The 15,029-nt window shown below is 38.0% G+C and carries 14 protein-coding genes; 11 read left to right on the forward strand and 3 right to left on the reverse strand.

The annotated features are described in order from the left end of the window. Positions 1-114: 114 nt before the first annotated feature. On the forward strand, positions 115-645 hold the full coding sequence (locus tag A5888_RS13435; RefSeq protein ID WP_339101654.1) for a hypothetical protein: 531 nt from the start codon (positions 115-117) through the stop codon (positions 643-645). A gap of 361 nt (positions 646-1,006) precedes the next feature. Next, on the forward strand, positions 1,007-1,825 hold the full coding sequence (locus tag A5888_RS13440) for a Cof-type HAD-IIB family hydrolase (RefSeq protein ID WP_086348550.1): 819 nt from the start codon (positions 1,007-1,009) through the stop codon (positions 1,823-1,825). A gap of 118 nt (positions 1,826-1,943) precedes the next feature. On the opposite strand, the gene A5888_RS13445 is transcribed toward A5888_RS13440, so the two are convergent. After that, the gene (locus A5888_RS13445; RefSeq protein ID WP_086349540.1) at positions 1,944-3,224 is read right to left on the reverse strand and encodes an IS110 family transposase; all 1,281 of its coding nucleotides are present in this window, start codon (positions 3,222-3,224) and stop codon (positions 1,944-1,946) included. 688 nt (positions 3,225-3,912) lie between these two features. On the opposite strand from A5888_RS13445, the gene A5888_RS13450 reads away from it, so the two are divergent. The 3 genes from A5888_RS13450 (at position 3,913) to A5888_RS13460 (ending at position 6,274) form a co-directional block, all read left to right on the forward strand. Then, complete coding sequence (locus tag A5888_RS13450; RefSeq protein ID WP_086348551.1) at positions 3,913-4,557, forward strand: hypothetical protein; 645 nt, start codon at positions 3,913-3,915, stop codon at positions 4,555-4,557. A gap of 132 nt (positions 4,558-4,689) precedes the next feature. Then, positions 4,690-5,208 carry an RNA polymerase sigma factor gene (locus A5888_RS13455; protein ID WP_339101655.1) on the forward strand — a complete coding sequence of 173 codons (519 nt, stop codon included), beginning with the start codon at positions 4,690-4,692 and terminating at the stop codon, positions 5,206-5,208. Continuing rightward, positions 5,201-6,274, forward strand: a complete 1,074-nt coding sequence (locus A5888_RS13460; RefSeq protein ID WP_249274449.1) for a hypothetical protein — start codon at positions 5,201-5,203, stop codon at positions 6,272-6,274. The genes A5888_RS13455 and A5888_RS13460 overlap by 8 nt, the downstream gene beginning before the upstream one ends. A 213-nt stretch (positions 6,275-6,487) precedes the next feature. Here the strand turns inward: A5888_RS13460 and A5888_RS13465 are convergent, their stop codons facing one another. Further along, positions 6,488-7,357, reverse strand: coding sequence for a hypothetical protein (locus tag A5888_RS13465; RefSeq protein WP_086348552.1), 870 nt, complete (start codon positions 7,355-7,357; stop codon positions 6,488-6,490). 141 nt (positions 7,358-7,498) lie between these two features. Then, positions 7,499-8,377, reverse strand: coding sequence for a magnesium transporter CorA family protein (locus A5888_RS13470; RefSeq protein ID WP_249274450.1), 879 nt, complete (start codon positions 8,375-8,377; stop codon positions 7,499-7,501). A 256-nt stretch (positions 8,378-8,633) separates the two neighbouring features. Between A5888_RS13470 and A5888_RS13475 the strand changes: the two genes are divergently transcribed. From A5888_RS13475 to priA, 6 genes are all read left to right on the forward strand, one after another. Next, entirely contained in the window at positions 8,634-9,488 is an 855-nt protein-coding gene (locus tag A5888_RS13475) for a glycosyltransferase family 8 protein (RefSeq protein WP_170924757.1), read from the forward strand. Continuing rightward, positions 9,481-10,374 carry a glycosyltransferase family 8 protein gene (locus A5888_RS13480; protein WP_086348554.1) on the forward strand — a complete coding sequence of 298 codons (894 nt, stop codon included), beginning with the start codon at positions 9,481-9,483 and terminating at the stop codon, positions 10,372-10,374. The genes A5888_RS13475 and A5888_RS13480 overlap by 8 nt, the downstream gene beginning before the upstream one ends. Positions 10,375-10,530: 156 nt before the next feature. Continuing rightward, on the forward strand, positions 10,531-11,064 hold the full coding sequence (locus tag A5888_RS13485) for an FUSC family protein (RefSeq protein WP_086348555.1): 534 nt from the start codon (positions 10,531-10,533) through the stop codon (positions 11,062-11,064). A gap of 319 nt (positions 11,065-11,383) precedes the next feature. Then, complete coding sequence (gmk, locus tag A5888_RS13490) at positions 11,384-11,998, forward strand: guanylate kinase (RefSeq protein WP_086348557.1); 615 nt, start codon at positions 11,384-11,386, stop codon at positions 11,996-11,998. A gap of 4 nt (positions 11,999-12,002) precedes the next feature. After that, positions 12,003-12,308, forward strand: coding sequence for a DNA-directed RNA polymerase subunit omega (gene rpoZ, locus A5888_RS13495; RefSeq protein ID WP_086348558.1), 306 nt, complete (start codon positions 12,003-12,005; stop codon positions 12,306-12,308). Between the two features lie 274 nt (positions 12,309-12,582). Beyond that, positions 12,583-15,015 carry a primosomal protein N' gene (gene priA, locus A5888_RS13500; RefSeq protein ID WP_086348559.1) on the forward strand — a complete coding sequence of 811 codons (2,433 nt, stop codon included), beginning with the start codon at positions 12,583-12,585 and terminating at the stop codon, positions 15,013-15,015. The last annotated feature ends 14 nt before the right edge of the window (positions 15,016-15,029 follow it).

Raw genomic sequence — 15,029 nt, forward strand, 5'->3', positions numbered from 1 at the left:
TAGGACTAGCTGAGTGATTTGAACTCAAAAATGATTAGTAACTGAATCGGACCGGTTGAAACGGTAGCGTGATCCGAAATCAAAATAGATGAAATCCAGAAGGGACTATGAAAAATGTTTTATTTTATAAAAACTAAATTAATAGATCGTCTCACAAAAAGAAATATATTTAGCATTTATAATTTGGATATTGATAGTGGCACTAAGAGCATCACTATATCAGATTTATCTTTGATTCGCTTTTTTTTGAAATTTACTCCACCTAAAGACCATTTATTTTGTAGGATCAGGAAATGGAGCGATGATGTTTTTGTTAATATATCTTGTAAAAGCAATAAAAAAAATTGGGATTCCTGTACTAAAAATTTGTATACAGTAAGTGAAATTGTAAATGACAATAATGAAGGTTACGTAAGAGATTTTTTATGTTTGATAGTCGATGAAGATTTTTATGATAACAATAACGGGTTTACAGATATACTCAATCACACTGTAGATTTTATAAACAGCAGGAAAAAAGAGTACCAGAGGATTTGTTCAATAGATAGTGCTATTTATTTCGAACAAGATTGTACTGTAAATAGCTTCAAAGTGGTTTGGGGACAAGAGGATTATATTAATTACATTCTCTATGATATTGGTTAAGTGAACTAAATACAGTAATAACGCTAAATTTGATTAGTTGGCTAAAGATAGTATGAAATGGGGAGCTTATTAAAAGACATGTCATAGGTTAAGAGCAAAGAATCTATAATTACTTACTGGCTATCTTAAAAAAAATCAATAGCCGATATAATAATTGGCTATAGGAGGAGAAAAATATCGGAATTATTCATTTGGAGAGAGAAGGAACAAGCAGTATAACTTAAAATTCGAGTATTTCTAAAGTTATTAATTATTAGTAAATTGAAAAACTTGTATATACATGTTATAATTAATTTAACTTAAAATGAAACCCTTTTCAAAGAGGCCAAAGAATATTTTCGTATAGAACGGAGAGAATGAAATGAATGTTAATCCCCACGATATTAAGTTAGTAGCTGTAGATATGGATGGAACGTTTGCGCGAAGCGACTATACCTACGATGTATCGAGATTTAAGCGCATTTTGTCTAGAATGAGAGAAGCTGACTGTCAATTTGTCGTTGCAAGTGGCAATCAGTATTATCAATTACGTTCTCATTTTCCAGATTACTACAACGAATTGAGCTTTGTTGCCGAAAATGGGGCTTTGGTGAAGGACAAGAACGAACTCATTTTTTCAGTAGATATACCTAAAGAAGCAATCCTATCATTTCTTGAGTTATGTAAAGAATATCCTGAAATAAAAAATGTCATGTGTGGAGTGAACAGTGCTTATTGTGAACGAGGAACTGTTAGTCAAGATTTTTTTGAATTAACCAATATCTATTACCATAGACTAAAATGGGTAGATGACTTTGCTCAAGTTGAAGATCAAATTTTGAAGTTTGCTCCTACAGTACCAGTAGAAAAAACAGAGTATTATTGTGATTTATTTCGCGATAAATTGAACGGCTTGCTGGTTCCTACTGGCAGTGGCCATGGATCGGTTGATTTAATCAGCCCTGGCTGTCACAAAGCTTCAGGTATAGAAAGATTAGTTCAACGTTGGGGGATCACTCCGGAACAATGTGTAGCTTTTGGTGATGGCGGAAATGATTTGGAGATGCTGGAATATTGTGGAAGAGGCTATGCTATGGATAATGCACCAGATAATGTTAAAGCCATTGCAGACTATGTTTGCCCTTCAAATGATAAGGATGGGGTCCTAATTACGTTGGATCAATTATTTCCAATGGGATAATTGATTTTCTGAGGATTTAGTGTGAAAACTAATCCATCTAGGATAAGAAGCAGTCCAATAAATAAAGCGCACACCAAATAAACGTCAAAAACGACAGGTCCGACGATAAAAAAGTTATTTAGATGAGTGGTGCTAAGTCTTTTCTAACAAAATCATCTGGTAATAAACCTTCTGAAATGAGTAGTTTGGTTGCTTGTTTAAGAGCTTTATCTTTCTGCTTTTGAATAAGATTGTCTGGCATGTCAATCTTATACAAGTCAGTCGGATTCCAAACTTCTCCAGTCGAAAGCATATGGTAAATAGCTGTAAGCATCATCCGAGCGATTGCGATGATCGCGCGCTTTTTACCTCGTCGTTTATAAATACGCTCATATTTTAAACGGTAATAGGGATGCTTCTCTTTCGCTTTTACCGCAGCGTGAGCACACTGGACAAGTGTTGGTTTTAAATAAACGCCAGCTCGAGAGATGCGGACAGATTTCTTTTTACCAGCAGATTCATTACTACTAGGAGAAAGTCCTGCCCAGCAACATAATCTTTTTGACTGTGAGAACTGAGACATATCAATGCCAATTTCAGAAATAATTTGGATAGCTGATTGGCGACGAATCCCTGGAATCGTCTCTAGTAGTTGAATAGCTGGTTCGTAGGGTTCAACCATTTGGTCCAATAGGTAATCAAGGAAGCTAATCGAGTGATCAAGGTAAGTTTTGTGTTCTTCAATCAGTTGAATTCGAATAATCTGTTCATTTGTAAAAGAGTAACCTTCAATTGATTGGATGAGCTCCTGTCCTTTAGGCTTCATGCTTCCATGAAGCAAGTCGAGCACATGATTCGGATCAAACGCTTTACTTGAAATCAAATAATCTCGGACTCTCTTAGAGCTGACACCAAACATGTCAGAAACTACAGAGTCCATGGCAACATTACCAACGGTAAAGGCATTTTGAAGTCGATTTTTCTCGCTAGAACGATGACTGACTAATCGGGTCCGATAACGAGTAAACTCACGCAAGACTCGAACATCTTTTTCAGGGATAAAACTGCCTCTTACCAATCCCATACGGAATAGTTCGGCAATCCATTTGGAGTCCTTCTTATCATCTTTGTTTCCTTTTACTGCACGAACCCATTTGGGGTTCGCAATCGTGACGTTCATCACGTCTTCAAGCAAATTGGAAACGGGGACCCAGTACTTACCGGTACTTTCCATACAAACATCGTAGCACTTGCATTCTAACAGCCAGTCTTTCAATGCCAGAATCTGGTTGTTAAAAGTTGAAAATCGTTTTTTCTGATAATGCGGCGTTAATTCGCCAGCTTTCGTGGTGATGACGGTAGCTATTAAAAAGCTTTTGTGCACATCAATACCACAACAAACGGGATAAACGACTTTCATGATTCTTCGCCCCTTTCTATAAGTAGCGGAGAGGCAGTGACTGGCCGGGGCAGCATTTAACAGAAGTTGTTAAAACAATGATTAGTGTGCGGACTCTAACGTTCCACTCATTTGTGCTTGAATGCCCTGGCCTTACACTGGTTAGAATACTGGTTTAAACCGGAGGTTTCCTACAACTTACCTCACCGTGCTTTGTAGTGTGCCTCTCCTAGTTCCATTATAAACTGAAATCCGCATCAGTTTTCATTACTATTTGACTCGATGAGCGGAGCGAGTCGAGATGGAGGTTAGGATGATAAAAATTGATCGACCTATCTATGATAGGCCTCAATATAATGCTGTGTTTGTCCAGAGCTAGATTGGATCCAATCGGTTTTCTTCTTATTCTGATTGTTTAGTTGATGAGCATGTTGGAAGGTTAGGTATAAAGATGAAAGTGATCCCGTAAATATAAAGCAGTGAGAGGGGAATTGATCATCTTGTCGCTGCTTTTTAATATGACTTAAACTGTGTAAATCACATGATGTATCCTAGTTCAGGATGCTATAAAAAATATACGGTTTTATCTAAAATGATGTATTTATTTTACAAAAATGATTGATTTTTTTTTAAAATGGGTTTTCGTAGGATTGATATATATGTTATTATGAAAAAGTATTTTAACAAAAAAGAAAAAGGAGAGTTATTGATGAAAAAAAAGATCTTTTTGAAAATTAGTTCTTTGGTAATTGTTGGAGTAACAAGTTTGGTATTAGGTACAACAGGTGCAAATGCGGCGTCATTTGAAGACATGAAAGAACATGTGGAATCAGGTGAAGGTCAAATATATAATCCGATTTCAAACGAGATTATGGACGAAGAGAAATCATTAGAATATGTTCAATACATTGAAGAAGCTGTTGAAAATCCAGATAGTGAAGAAATTCCAGAAGAAACACAAATTGCAGCTTTTATTGAAACCAAATCTGATAATCCAATACAATTACAAGAAGATGCTATATTTCCTGCAAAAATGGCTAGAGGAGCACATCCTCCAACCTCAAAACCAGTTGTGGTGGACGACTTTGCAAGACCTTATCAATCAAATACATTTTCTGGTAGTGGTTGGAGATTTAGTGGAATGAGATTTACAGTGAGAAACGTAAGTAAGAACCCATATTTTGGAGTGAGAGCAACCTTAGATACGTTTACTTTTTTCAATGGGATGCATGATGTGTTTGTGCCAGTCAGTAATACTTTTGTATACACCATTTCAAATTTCAGGGGAACACCACTTGATGGCTATTTTGCTACATGGAATCCTGTTAGCGGAAGCCGTTATTATATCTATTAAATAGTGCTAAAATCGAAAAATCAGAGAGCAATTGTGTGCTGCTTTCTGATTTTTTTGATTTTTCAAGAATTTTATGAAACCTTTTGGTCTCTTTTTTACTCTTATAAGTATAGGGAGGAGGAAAAGAAATTTATGGAGAAAGATTTACAAGTGGAATTAGTTAAAAATGCCAAAATGGGAGATGCTGAATCTTTCGTTCGGCTATGTCAATGCTATCAAATCACCTTATATAATTCCGCATATAAAATCCTTCAAAACAGTGAAGATATTTCGGATTGTTTACAGGAAACAGAAATTATTGCATGGAAAAATATTAATACGCTTAGAAATGAAGCCGCATTTAACTCTTGGATATTTAGAATCATGGTAAATGTTGCAAAGGCTATTTTAAAAAGAAGGGTTGAAATAATTCAACTTGAAGAAAACGATATAATTGTAGAAGAAAAATACTATGGAGAGTCGGAACTAGAACAAGTGTTTAAGCGTTTGCCGGAAAAATATAAAATTCCAATAGTTTTACACTATTATGCAGGTTTCAATATTAAGGAGATCGCACACCAACTAAATTTACCTAAAAATACAGTAAAGACAAGGTTGGCACGTGGAAGAGAACGATTAAAAATTTTATTGGAAGGAGAACAAAATGACTAATAAAAATATTGATTTTATTAAAAGCGAGACAGAAATACCAGAAGATGTGTTACAAGATTTAGAGAAGAACAGGCAGAAGATATTGAACCATGAGATAGAACAGAGAAGAACGAAAACTAGCTATAGAAAAGCAATACTGTTAACAATTTTCGCAGCAGCAGTAATAATGCTCTTTTTAATTAATCCACAAGTGAATTCGGCTATAAAAAGGGTATTAGGGATCAGTGAAGACCCCGGTGTTGCGGCAATAGAGGAAAACAGTATAGAGAATACGTTGAATTTGGTAAGTGAATCTAATGGCTTAGAGATAACGATGACCAAGTTTGTTACAACAAAAAGAAAAATGGCATTTGATTATCAATTTAAAATGGATGAAAAATTGAAAAGCTTACTAGAGAAGAACAATAAAACTGCTGATCCGTGGGCTAAGACATTTGAATTCATGGATATTGAACTATACGTTGAGGGGAGTGATGAGAATATCTATGGAGGTGTATTTGGGGGTTCTACCAGTCGGATAGAAGGGGATATGTTTTATGGGTCGTATATCGCAGATTTTATTAATGATACTATCCCAGAAAATGCCAAATTAACATTGCGTATCACTCGATTAGCTTGGCAAGATAAAGAAGAGGTCGCAACAAAGATGTCAGATGCAATGGCAGATCCAGCTAAGACATTTACAGTAGAGAATGCTGTTGAATATGTCGGAGATTGGGCATTCAATATTGATTACAAACCACTAACACAAACAGCTACTCCAGAAATAACCAATGTGAATAATCTTAGTGATATTCAAGTGAAGAGCGACGCACTACAAACAGTAGTGAAATTCAAAGCATCGATCACTGAAGATAGTAGATCAGCAGTTACAATTTACAAAGATGGTACTAAAATCGATGGCGTGATGGAGATGGGAAGTCAGTATCCTGATGAAGTGAACGTTACTTTCAGCTTAAGTGCATTAGACAAAACAGACTCAATTTATAAAGTTCAATTAAACGAGATAGACTCATTTGGCGAACCAATTCAGGAAATAGGATATTTCGAATTAAAGAATGAATGAGAATTCAGGGTTTCAATATAAAAAATGACTGATGATCAGCTTTCGTATGAGAGTTGATCATTTTTGTATTTCAAAGTACAGGATTTTATACTAAACAATGTATCATTCAATTATCATTCGTTTAATTCCCCTAAAACATTAGCCTGCCAAATGAAATAAACGTACGTATCCCATTAATAGCTAACCGTTTTAGATTAGCTGCTGCTCTCTTCGCTAACCCAACCACAGTGGATACAAGGTTGATAGCCATTTAGAAGGCTTGCGGCGCGTTTCGAAGCTTGTATAGCCTTTATATGAATAGATATGCTCAAGCTTCCATTCGTTCGATTTCACTTGTTTTGTTTTCAGCAGTTCTAGTAATGGCTGAGTATTCTCCTCGTGGAGCACCTGCCCTTTTCCTGCAATGTATACCAAATCTGTCAAACTTAAGAAATAGCTCTGCGGAAATGCTGACGAAGTAATATGCTTGCTGATCGGTGTATCCGATGTCAGGCGCAAGAAGAAGCGATGCTGCAACATATAAGCAAGTCCTTGTTTAATCAGTTGATCCACCTCCGGATCAGCTGTTTTTTGATATTCTTGCCAAGTAATCAAGGCTCGAATTGTTTTTCCAATACCTATATAACAAGGGACAGCATTCAGACAACCGCCATGTTTTTTGATTCCTTTTCCAGCCCAAGTGGTTTGCTGATTTCTTTCAAATAGTTGGTAGTTCTTGATCCAGTGCAAGGCTCGTTGTGCGGAAGGATAATGGCTTAGTCCTAAACGAGCATAGGCTTCCAGCAGCAAGGCATTGTAACAGGGAACGATTTGGTCTACTTCACCAGTATAAGAAAAACCTTCGGATGTTGCTAATGTATTTTCTACGTAGTCTATCAGTTTTTGTGTATGATCCAGACGTTCAATATAAGGAATTTCTGCAAGGCCAATGAGATGAAATAAGTTAGTCAAACCATTCGTTGAAACAGGTTGTTCCGTCAGCTTTTTTACAAGCTGGGAATCGTTCAGCCATTGATCAATCAACACGGTATCAAGTGGTTCTTCTTTTTCATGAGCTAACCGGAGCTTTAGTGCAGTATCCATGAAATACCTCATTTCTTCTTTCAAGTTAGTTGAATTGGTAAGCAAAGAATGACAACTCTATTTCTATCTTAAATGAATAATTGGCGTTGTAAGGTCTATATAGTCAACTATACCTTGTCAAAGAAAGAGGGACAAGAGCGCTTATTTAGAAAAATCTTTTTTACTTAAATATATTGCTACAATGGTTGCTAGAATCATAGCAAGTACTATAATAATGAAAAATCCCAGAGCACTGTCTTTTCCCGGTAATCCGCCGGTATTCATCCCCCAAATTCCAGAAATCAGTGCAGGAATAGAAATGCCTAAGGCTGCTGAGTCTAAGTATTTCATCAAATGATTGAGGTTGTTGTCCATCATATCACTGAATAGCCCGCCGATAGTTTCAAGAAGGTCACGATAGATACGAATCATTTTATCTGCATGTCGTTGTCGGAGTTGGATATCGTAAACTAAGCTATCGTCCTCTAATTTGTTTAAAAATGTTTTATTTCTCCACAATACTTCCAGTGTATCGTGTTGATCTTTTAATGTATGATCCAAATACACGATATCTCTTTCTGCATCAGCAAGGCGAAACAGCTCCTTATTTTCTGTGGTCTTACGAGCAGCTTGATCCAACTGATTGATTTTGTCTTTGATGGATTTAAGTTCTTTAATATAGTGTGTATAAATAGTTAGTATCGAGTAGGCGATTATGTATTCAAAGCTAGTCAATTGCGACTGCCATTTTTTCAGCAAATGCTCAGTAACGAACCCTTTCGTAGATGTATAAGTAATCAGCAGAGTGTCTGAATAGATAAAGGAAACAGGCGCGATTCTCTGTTCAATTCTTTTTTCTGTGTTTGCAGTGAGGTTTAGAAAAACAAGCGATAAATTATTATTTAATTTAGTTTGTCGTAAATGTTCGATTCTGGATACTTCTTCTGCTTCATCACTCCCAATAAAAATATCATCATAATTTATATCCTCCTTAGCACTTTCATTTGAACTAAATCGAGAAAAAATCGAGCCACAGTCCAAAGTTCCTTTTCAGTAAATGAGTGACAGTCAATGAATAATCCTTCTTTTGGTTAATCAAGGTACTTTTCAAAATAATTTTATAAAAAAAGTTGTTCATTTGAAAATTAAATGCTGTTTATAGAATAAATACAGGTGAAAAAGAAAGAATTACGTAAATTTCATTTTATATTTTTTAAAAAGTGCGTTTTTTTTGAAATAAATATCATTTAGTTTTAATCTAAATCTTAAGGAAAGAAAGGGGAGATCATTTATGCAAATGGAAAAAATACCTGTTGTAAGTGCTTCTGATGAACATTACGCACCGTTTTTATGTGTAATGATCACTTCTATATTGGAGAATACCTCTCCAAATACCGAAATCGATTTTTACATATTAGATGACCAAATCTCACGGAAAAGTAAAAACTATCTGAGACAGACGGTAAATATCCATTCGAATCAGGCGACCATTGAGTTTATTCCCGTTAACAGTCAGCTTTATGAAGATTTTTTAGTCAGTGATCATATCACGACAACGGCTTACTTTAGGATATCCTTACCCAGTCTGCTTAAGGAATATTCATACAAAAAGATCCTCTACATTGATGCAGATACCTTGGTTCTTGACGATATCAGAGAACTATATGATAGCCCATTGCATAACAAGGTAATTGGTGCAGTGATCGATCCCGGTCAAACGAAAGCTTTAGATCGACTGGGGATTCACTCCACTGATTATTATTTCAATTCAGGAGTAATGGTTGTTGACTTGGAAAAATGGCGTGAACAGAACATAACAGAGAAGACGTTGAATTTTCTCACAGAGCATGGGGATCGAATTCTATACCATGATCAGGACGCACTGAATGCGGTACTGTATGAACAATGGGCACCGCTTCATCCTAAGTGGAATATGCAGACGTCTTTGATTTTTGAACGACATCCGGCACCTACCAATGAATATGAGCAGCTGTATAAAGATGGGATTGCGGCACCGTCCATTATTCATTTCACTGGGCATGATAAACCGTGGAACACGCTGAAAGGACACCCGTACCAACAGTTATATATGGAAAAGTTAGCCGAGACGATTTTCAAAAAAACGAGAGAGGAAGTGGCATCTAATGAATGAAGAAAAAATTACGATCGTATCTTGTAGCAACGACGCTTTTGTTCCACACCTAACGACGTTATTCGTATCTATTCTGGAGAATACAGAGGAACCTATGAGTCGCTTTTCTTTCTATATTATTGAAGATAATATCAATGAAAAAAATAAACAGCTACTCATACAAAGTATGAATAGCTACAATGCTGAAGTGACTTTCCTTAGTGTAGATATGAGTAAATTTTCTCATGTTGTAGAGAGTGATCGGATTCCGCGTACAGCTTATTTTCGTATTGTTGCGCCTGAACTGTTTCGAGGTAAAGGAATAGGAACTATTCTTTATTTGGATTGTGACATGGTAGCAGTTGCTGATATTGCGAATCTATGGGCGCTTGATTTATCAGATTACTTATTGGCTGCAGTTGAAGATGCCGGCTTCCATCATCGTTTGGAAAAAATGAAGCTTCCAGTAGAGTCGGCACTGTATTTCAATTCTGGTTTTATGTTGATAAATGTAGAAGCGTGGTTAAAAAAGGAGATTACGTTCAGAGTGCTGAATTTCATTGAAAATCATCCTGAAAAACTGAGGTTTCATGACCAGGATGCGTTAAATGCAGTATTATGTGAACAATGGCTGCAGCTTCACCCTAGATGGAACGCTCAAAGCTATATTATGGAAGGTTCGAAGAAGCATCCGTTACCTGAAGGTGAAAAGGAATATGAGGAAACGCGTAGAGAGCCTAGTATTATCCACTATTCCGGTCATGTTAAACCATGGCATGCAGAATTTGATTCACCAACATTGAAGTATTATGAAACGTATTATGGGTTGACTGCATTTCCGGCACATAAGCAATTTCTTGTAAAAGCCTATGATTACCCCAAAATGATTCGAAATAAAGTGGAATAACTGATAGAGAACAGCGGTCAAAGAAAAATGATCGCTGTTTTCTGTGTGATAGCTATTTGTTTTACGTCCCTATCCTTGTTAATTTCCGAAGAATAGTCAGCTACAGGCTTTTTATGTGCTAGAATAGAGTTGATGCTATTTTAGGAGAAGTGAAGAATGTTTGGATTTAAAATTGGACTTAGAACAATAAAGACAGGGATCAGTGTGTTTCTTTGTATTTTAATCAGCTTACTACTTCGTCGGGAAACGTATGTCGTTTCAGCGATTACGGCTGTTTTTACATTGAGAGAAGACATGGTCAATACGCTGACCTTTGGGAAACATCGAGTCGCGGGTAATTCGATTGGTGCGCTTACCTCGGTTTTGGTGATTTTTTTGTTTGAGCTGTTTGGGGACTCAGGTATAGTACAGCTGATTGCCGTGCCATTGGTTATTGTTGCGATGATTACAGTATTAGTAAGATTCAGGTTTCAAGAGGGGATCGTTGGGGCAACAGCAACGCTTTTGACGATCGTTTTTATGATTCCGGAAGATTCGTCCTATGTTTATGCGTTGAATCGAGTAGTCGATAGCTTCATTGGTATGGGGGTGGCAATTGGTGTGAACTATTTGCTTCCATCAAAAATGGAAACAATACTTGCGACTGTTCAACAGAAGCTTAGTGGAGAAGATCAACAGGAATTGGATTGACTTGTTTAGCACGTTCTTTTCAATTGATCACTCTTCTGATAAAGAAGTGATTAGTTGAACCCGGACTTCTTTCTTTTATTGAGATGCTTTACTTTCAGTTGGAATGAAAGTAGAATAGGCAAAAAGCACATAGATAGCTCTTATTTTTTGAAACAGGGCATTTTCTTAGAAAAGCTTAATGATAAAGTCTTGAAAATTGCTGAAAAAAAGTGCATTATAGAAATAATGATAAAGAGAGCTATGTAAACCCTGTTAACTGATTTTTAGTAAGAATCTGAATCTTATTTAACAGGAGTTATATAATTGAAAGGAAGTCATCATGGCAGATCGCGGATTACTAATAGTATTGTCAGGTCCTTCTGGCGTTGGTAAAGGCACGGTTCGAAAAGCGATTTTCGAAAGTGAAGAGCACGATTTTCAATATTCTGTTTCTATGACCACTCGAGCAAAGCGCGAAGGTGAAATAGAGGGTGTAGATTACTATTTCCGAACACGGGAAGAATTTGAAGCAATGATCGAAGCAGGAGAAATGTTGGAGTACGCGGAATATGTAGGCAATTACTATGGCACACCGCTGTCTTATGTAAATCAAACCTTGGATGAAGGCAAAGATGTTTTTCTGGAGATCGAGGTGCAAGGCGCACAGCAAGTCAAAGACAAAGTGCCCGATGGGGTGTTTATCTTTTTGACGCCACCAGACCTTTCAGAATTAAAATCCCGCATTGTTAATCGAGGAACAGATGATATGGCTGTCATCGATAAGCGGATGCAGGTCGCAAGAGAAGAAATCGAGATGATGGCTCTTTATGATTATGCTGTGGTGAACGATGAAGTTCCTCTAGCTGTTGATCGAATCAAAAAAATCATAACAAGTGAACACTTTCGTGTAGATCGCGTGATTGGAAAATATATTAAAATGTTGAAGGAGATGTAGCCTTATGATGCTAAAACCATCTATTGACTCATTATTAAAAGAAGTACCATCAAAATACTCATTGGTTATCCTGGCGAGTAAACGCGCACATGAATTAGAAGCTGGCGCACAGCCAATGCTGGAAGGTTTTGAATCTGTAAAAAGCGTAGGACAGGCATTGGAGGAAATTGATGCGGCATTAGTTATCAATGATCCAAACCCTGAGGAAAAGCGTGAGCGTCTGCGTATGGCGAAAGAAGAACAACGCATGATCAAGGATCAGGAAAAAAAAGAGCTTGAAGATCGTATTCGCGAAGAAAGCAAACTGTAATTGATAGAAGAGAGTGGGGCAGAAGTCAGTTCGATGGCAGCTCCATTCTCTTTTTTAGCGAGTAAGGAAGGAAAAAGATGATGGAGAGTTAGTGGGAACTAAAACAAGGCAGTGTCTAGCGATCCTCTAATGAGGTGGTTACAGGTGCATGCTTCGATTCTCAGCACGTGGAAAATCGCTGTCACAACTTTGTGAACAAGACAAACGCGGGATTCTTTAGTACAATAAGCAAAGAGATTTTCAGTACATAACCAAGAAAGGATGAAGGATCGATATGAAAAAAGTTGCACAAGTGATCGTAGATGTACCGGCAATGCAGACAGATCAGCCGTTTACATATTTGATTCCTTCTATATTAACGGATCAAATTGCTGTTGGGATGCGAGTGGAGGTGCCTTTTGGTAAGTCAGGCCGTCGTGTTCAAGGTTTTATCACAGCGATCGATCAATTGGATCAGCAAGGACTTGAAGCTGCTGAGTATGAATGGAAAGAAATTGTTTCAGTGTTGGATTTAAAGCCTGTATTAAATGAGGAAATGCTGGCACTGGCTGATTATATGAAAGAAAAGACCTTTGCCTTTAAAATTACATGTTTACAGACGATGTTGCCAAGTGTGATGCGTGCCGCTTACCATAAGTATATTTTTCTGACAGATGAGATAGAGGAGGCACTTCAAGACGAATTATTTTCCGGACTTGATGAGATTTCCTGGGAGGAAGCTGAAGCACGGGACCTTCTTCCTCAGTTGATGAAGCTGCGAGCACAGCATAAAGTCGATATCCGTTACGAGGTTCAGACGAAGAACAAGGTAAAGGTGACTCGGTACATCCAACCTGCACTGGCTTTTGAGCGATTGGAAGAAGAAAAAGAGGCGTTACGCAAAGGCTCGAAAAAGAAAGGGGAGTTGTTACATGTTCTTCAAGTGCTAGGGGTGGAGCAGCAGGCTTCTGTGAAGGAAATGAAGGAAAAAGGTTTTAGTACAGCAGTTCTTAATGATGCTGAGAAAAAGGGTTGGTTGTGCTACATAGAGAAAGAGACATATAGAGACCCATTTGCAAATCAACATTTTGAAAAAACAGTTCCTTTTGCCTTGAATGATGAGCAACAAACAGCAGTCAGCAGTATTCTTCACTCGATGGAAACAAGGTCTCCAGACACCTACCTTCTTGAAGGAATCACAGGAAGTGGAAAGACAGAAGTGTATCTGCAGGCCATTGCAGAAGGACTACGGCAGAAGAAAACAGCCATTATGCTCGTTCCTGAAATTTCTCTGACACCGCAGATGGTGCAACGGTTTAAAAGCCGTTTTGGGGATCAGGTCGCTGTGTTGCACAGTGGCTTATCTCATGGTGAAAAATATGATGAGTGGCGCAAGATCGAGCGCGGCGAAGCTCAAGTGGTCGTCGGTGCGCGTTCAGCGATATTTGCTCCGTTAGATAATTTGGGCGTCATCATCATTGACGAGGAGCATGAAGCGAGTTATAAGCAGGAAGAGACGCCACGTTATCATTCGAGAGATCTAGCGATTTGGCGTGGCAGCTATCATGGTTGTCCTGTTGTTCTAGGAAGTGCGACACCGTCGCTAGAGTCCAGAGCACGAGCGCAGAAAAAGGTCTACCAACATTTGTTGTTAACTCAGCGAGCAAACAGCGCAGCATCGCTTCCACAGATTGATGTAGTTGATATGCGTGAAGAGGTTCAACGTAAAAATGCTTCGACCTTTTCTACGACTCTTCAAGAAAAGCTGATTGAGCGAATGGCTCGTAAAGAACAAAGTGTTCTGCTACTGAACCGTAGAGGGTATTCTTCTTTTGTAATGTGTCGAGATTGCGGGTATGTATTGCCTTGTCCAAACTGTGATATCTCACTAACGCTTCATATGGATACCAAAACAATGAAATGTCACTACTGTGGACATGAAGAAGGAATTCCTCACCGTTGTCCCAATTGTAATAGTGACAAAATTCGTTATTACGGCACAGGGACTCAAAAAGTAGAGGAAGAGTTGAAGACGCTATTTCCTGAAAGCAGAGTATTACGGATGGACGTTGATACGACACGTCGTAAGGGTGCGCATGAACGAATCTTGTCTGCATTTGAGAATCAAGAAGCCGATATTCTTTTGGGTACACAGATGATTGCAAAAGGGTTAGATTTTCCTAACGTAACATTGGTAGGTGTGTTGAATGCGGACACGGCATTGAATTTGCCAGATTTTCGTTCCAGTGAGCGCACATTTCAACTGTTGACCCAAGTCAGTGGGCGAGCCGGCCGAGCTGAAAAACCAGGCGAGGTCGTGATTCAATCCTTTAATCCAGAGCACTATGCGATACAGCTGGCGAAAGGGCAACAATACGAAGCATTTTACCAGAAAGAAATGCAGATACGGCATCGAGGAGATTATCCACCATTTTATTTTACCGTTCAAATAACTGCCAGCCATCCTGAAGAAAACGTGGCTGCGAAACAGATGTTTGTGATCATGAAGGAGCTGCAACAGGGATTGTCTGACCAAAGTATTTTATTAGGGCCGACACCCAATGCAATCATGCGGATCAAAAATCGGTATTACTATCAAATGATCATCAAATATAAACAAGAACCACAGCTGCAAAGCCTGTTGAAGAAAATCTTATCGGATACCCAAGCAGCCACAGCGAAAGGGCTAAAAGTATCGATCGATGCAGAACCGATGAATTTCATTTGATTCAAATAGAATAG

The sequence above is a fragment of the Enterococcus sp. 9E7_DIV0242 genome, from assembly GCF_002140975.2.
GTDB lineage: Bacteria > Bacillota > Bacilli > Lactobacillales > Enterococcaceae > Enterococcus_L > Enterococcus_L clewellii.

Excerpts from the sequence above, each read along its gene's own strand:
- A5888_RS13460 (WP_249274449.1), top strand. The coding sequence starts at position 5,201 with ATGACTAATAAAAATATTGATTTTATTAAAAGCGAGACAGAAATACCA.
- A5888_RS13440 (WP_086348550.1), top strand. The coding sequence starts at position 1,007 with ATGAATGTTAATCCCCACGATATTAAGTTAGTAGCTGTAGATATGGAT.
- A5888_RS13455 (WP_339101655.1), top strand. The coding sequence starts at position 4,690 with ATGGAGAAAGATTTACAAGTGGAATTAGTTAAAAATGCCAAAATGGGA.
- A5888_RS13475 (WP_170924757.1), top strand. The coding sequence starts at position 8,634 with ATGGAAAAAATACCTGTTGTAAGTGCTTCTGATGAACATTACGCACCG.
- A5888_RS13445 (WP_086349540.1), bottom strand. The coding sequence starts at position 3,224 with ATGAAAGTCGTTTATCCCGTTTGTTGTGGTATTGATGTGCACAAAAGC.
- rpoZ (WP_086348558.1), top strand. The coding sequence starts at position 12,003 with ATGATGCTAAAACCATCTATTGACTCATTATTAAAAGAAGTACCATCA.
- priA (WP_086348559.1), top strand. The coding sequence starts at position 12,583 with ATGAAAAAAGTTGCACAAGTGATCGTAGATGTACCGGCAATGCAGACA.
- A5888_RS13485 (WP_086348555.1), top strand. The coding sequence starts at position 10,531 with ATGTTTGGATTTAAAATTGGACTTAGAACAATAAAGACAGGGATCAGT.
- A5888_RS13435 (WP_339101654.1), top strand. The coding sequence starts at position 115 with ATGTTTTATTTTATAAAAACTAAATTAATAGATCGTCTCACAAAAAGA.
- gmk (WP_086348557.1), top strand. The coding sequence starts at position 11,384 with ATGGCAGATCGCGGATTACTAATAGTATTGTCAGGTCCTTCTGGCGTT.
- A5888_RS13450 (WP_086348551.1), top strand. The coding sequence starts at position 3,913 with ATGAAAAAAAAGATCTTTTTGAAAATTAGTTCTTTGGTAATTGTTGGA.
- A5888_RS13465 (WP_086348552.1), bottom strand. The coding sequence starts at position 7,357 with ATGGATACTGCACTAAAGCTCCGGTTAGCTCATGAAAAAGAAGAACCA.
- A5888_RS13480 (WP_086348554.1), top strand. The coding sequence starts at position 9,481 with ATGAATGAAGAAAAAATTACGATCGTATCTTGTAGCAACGACGCTTTT.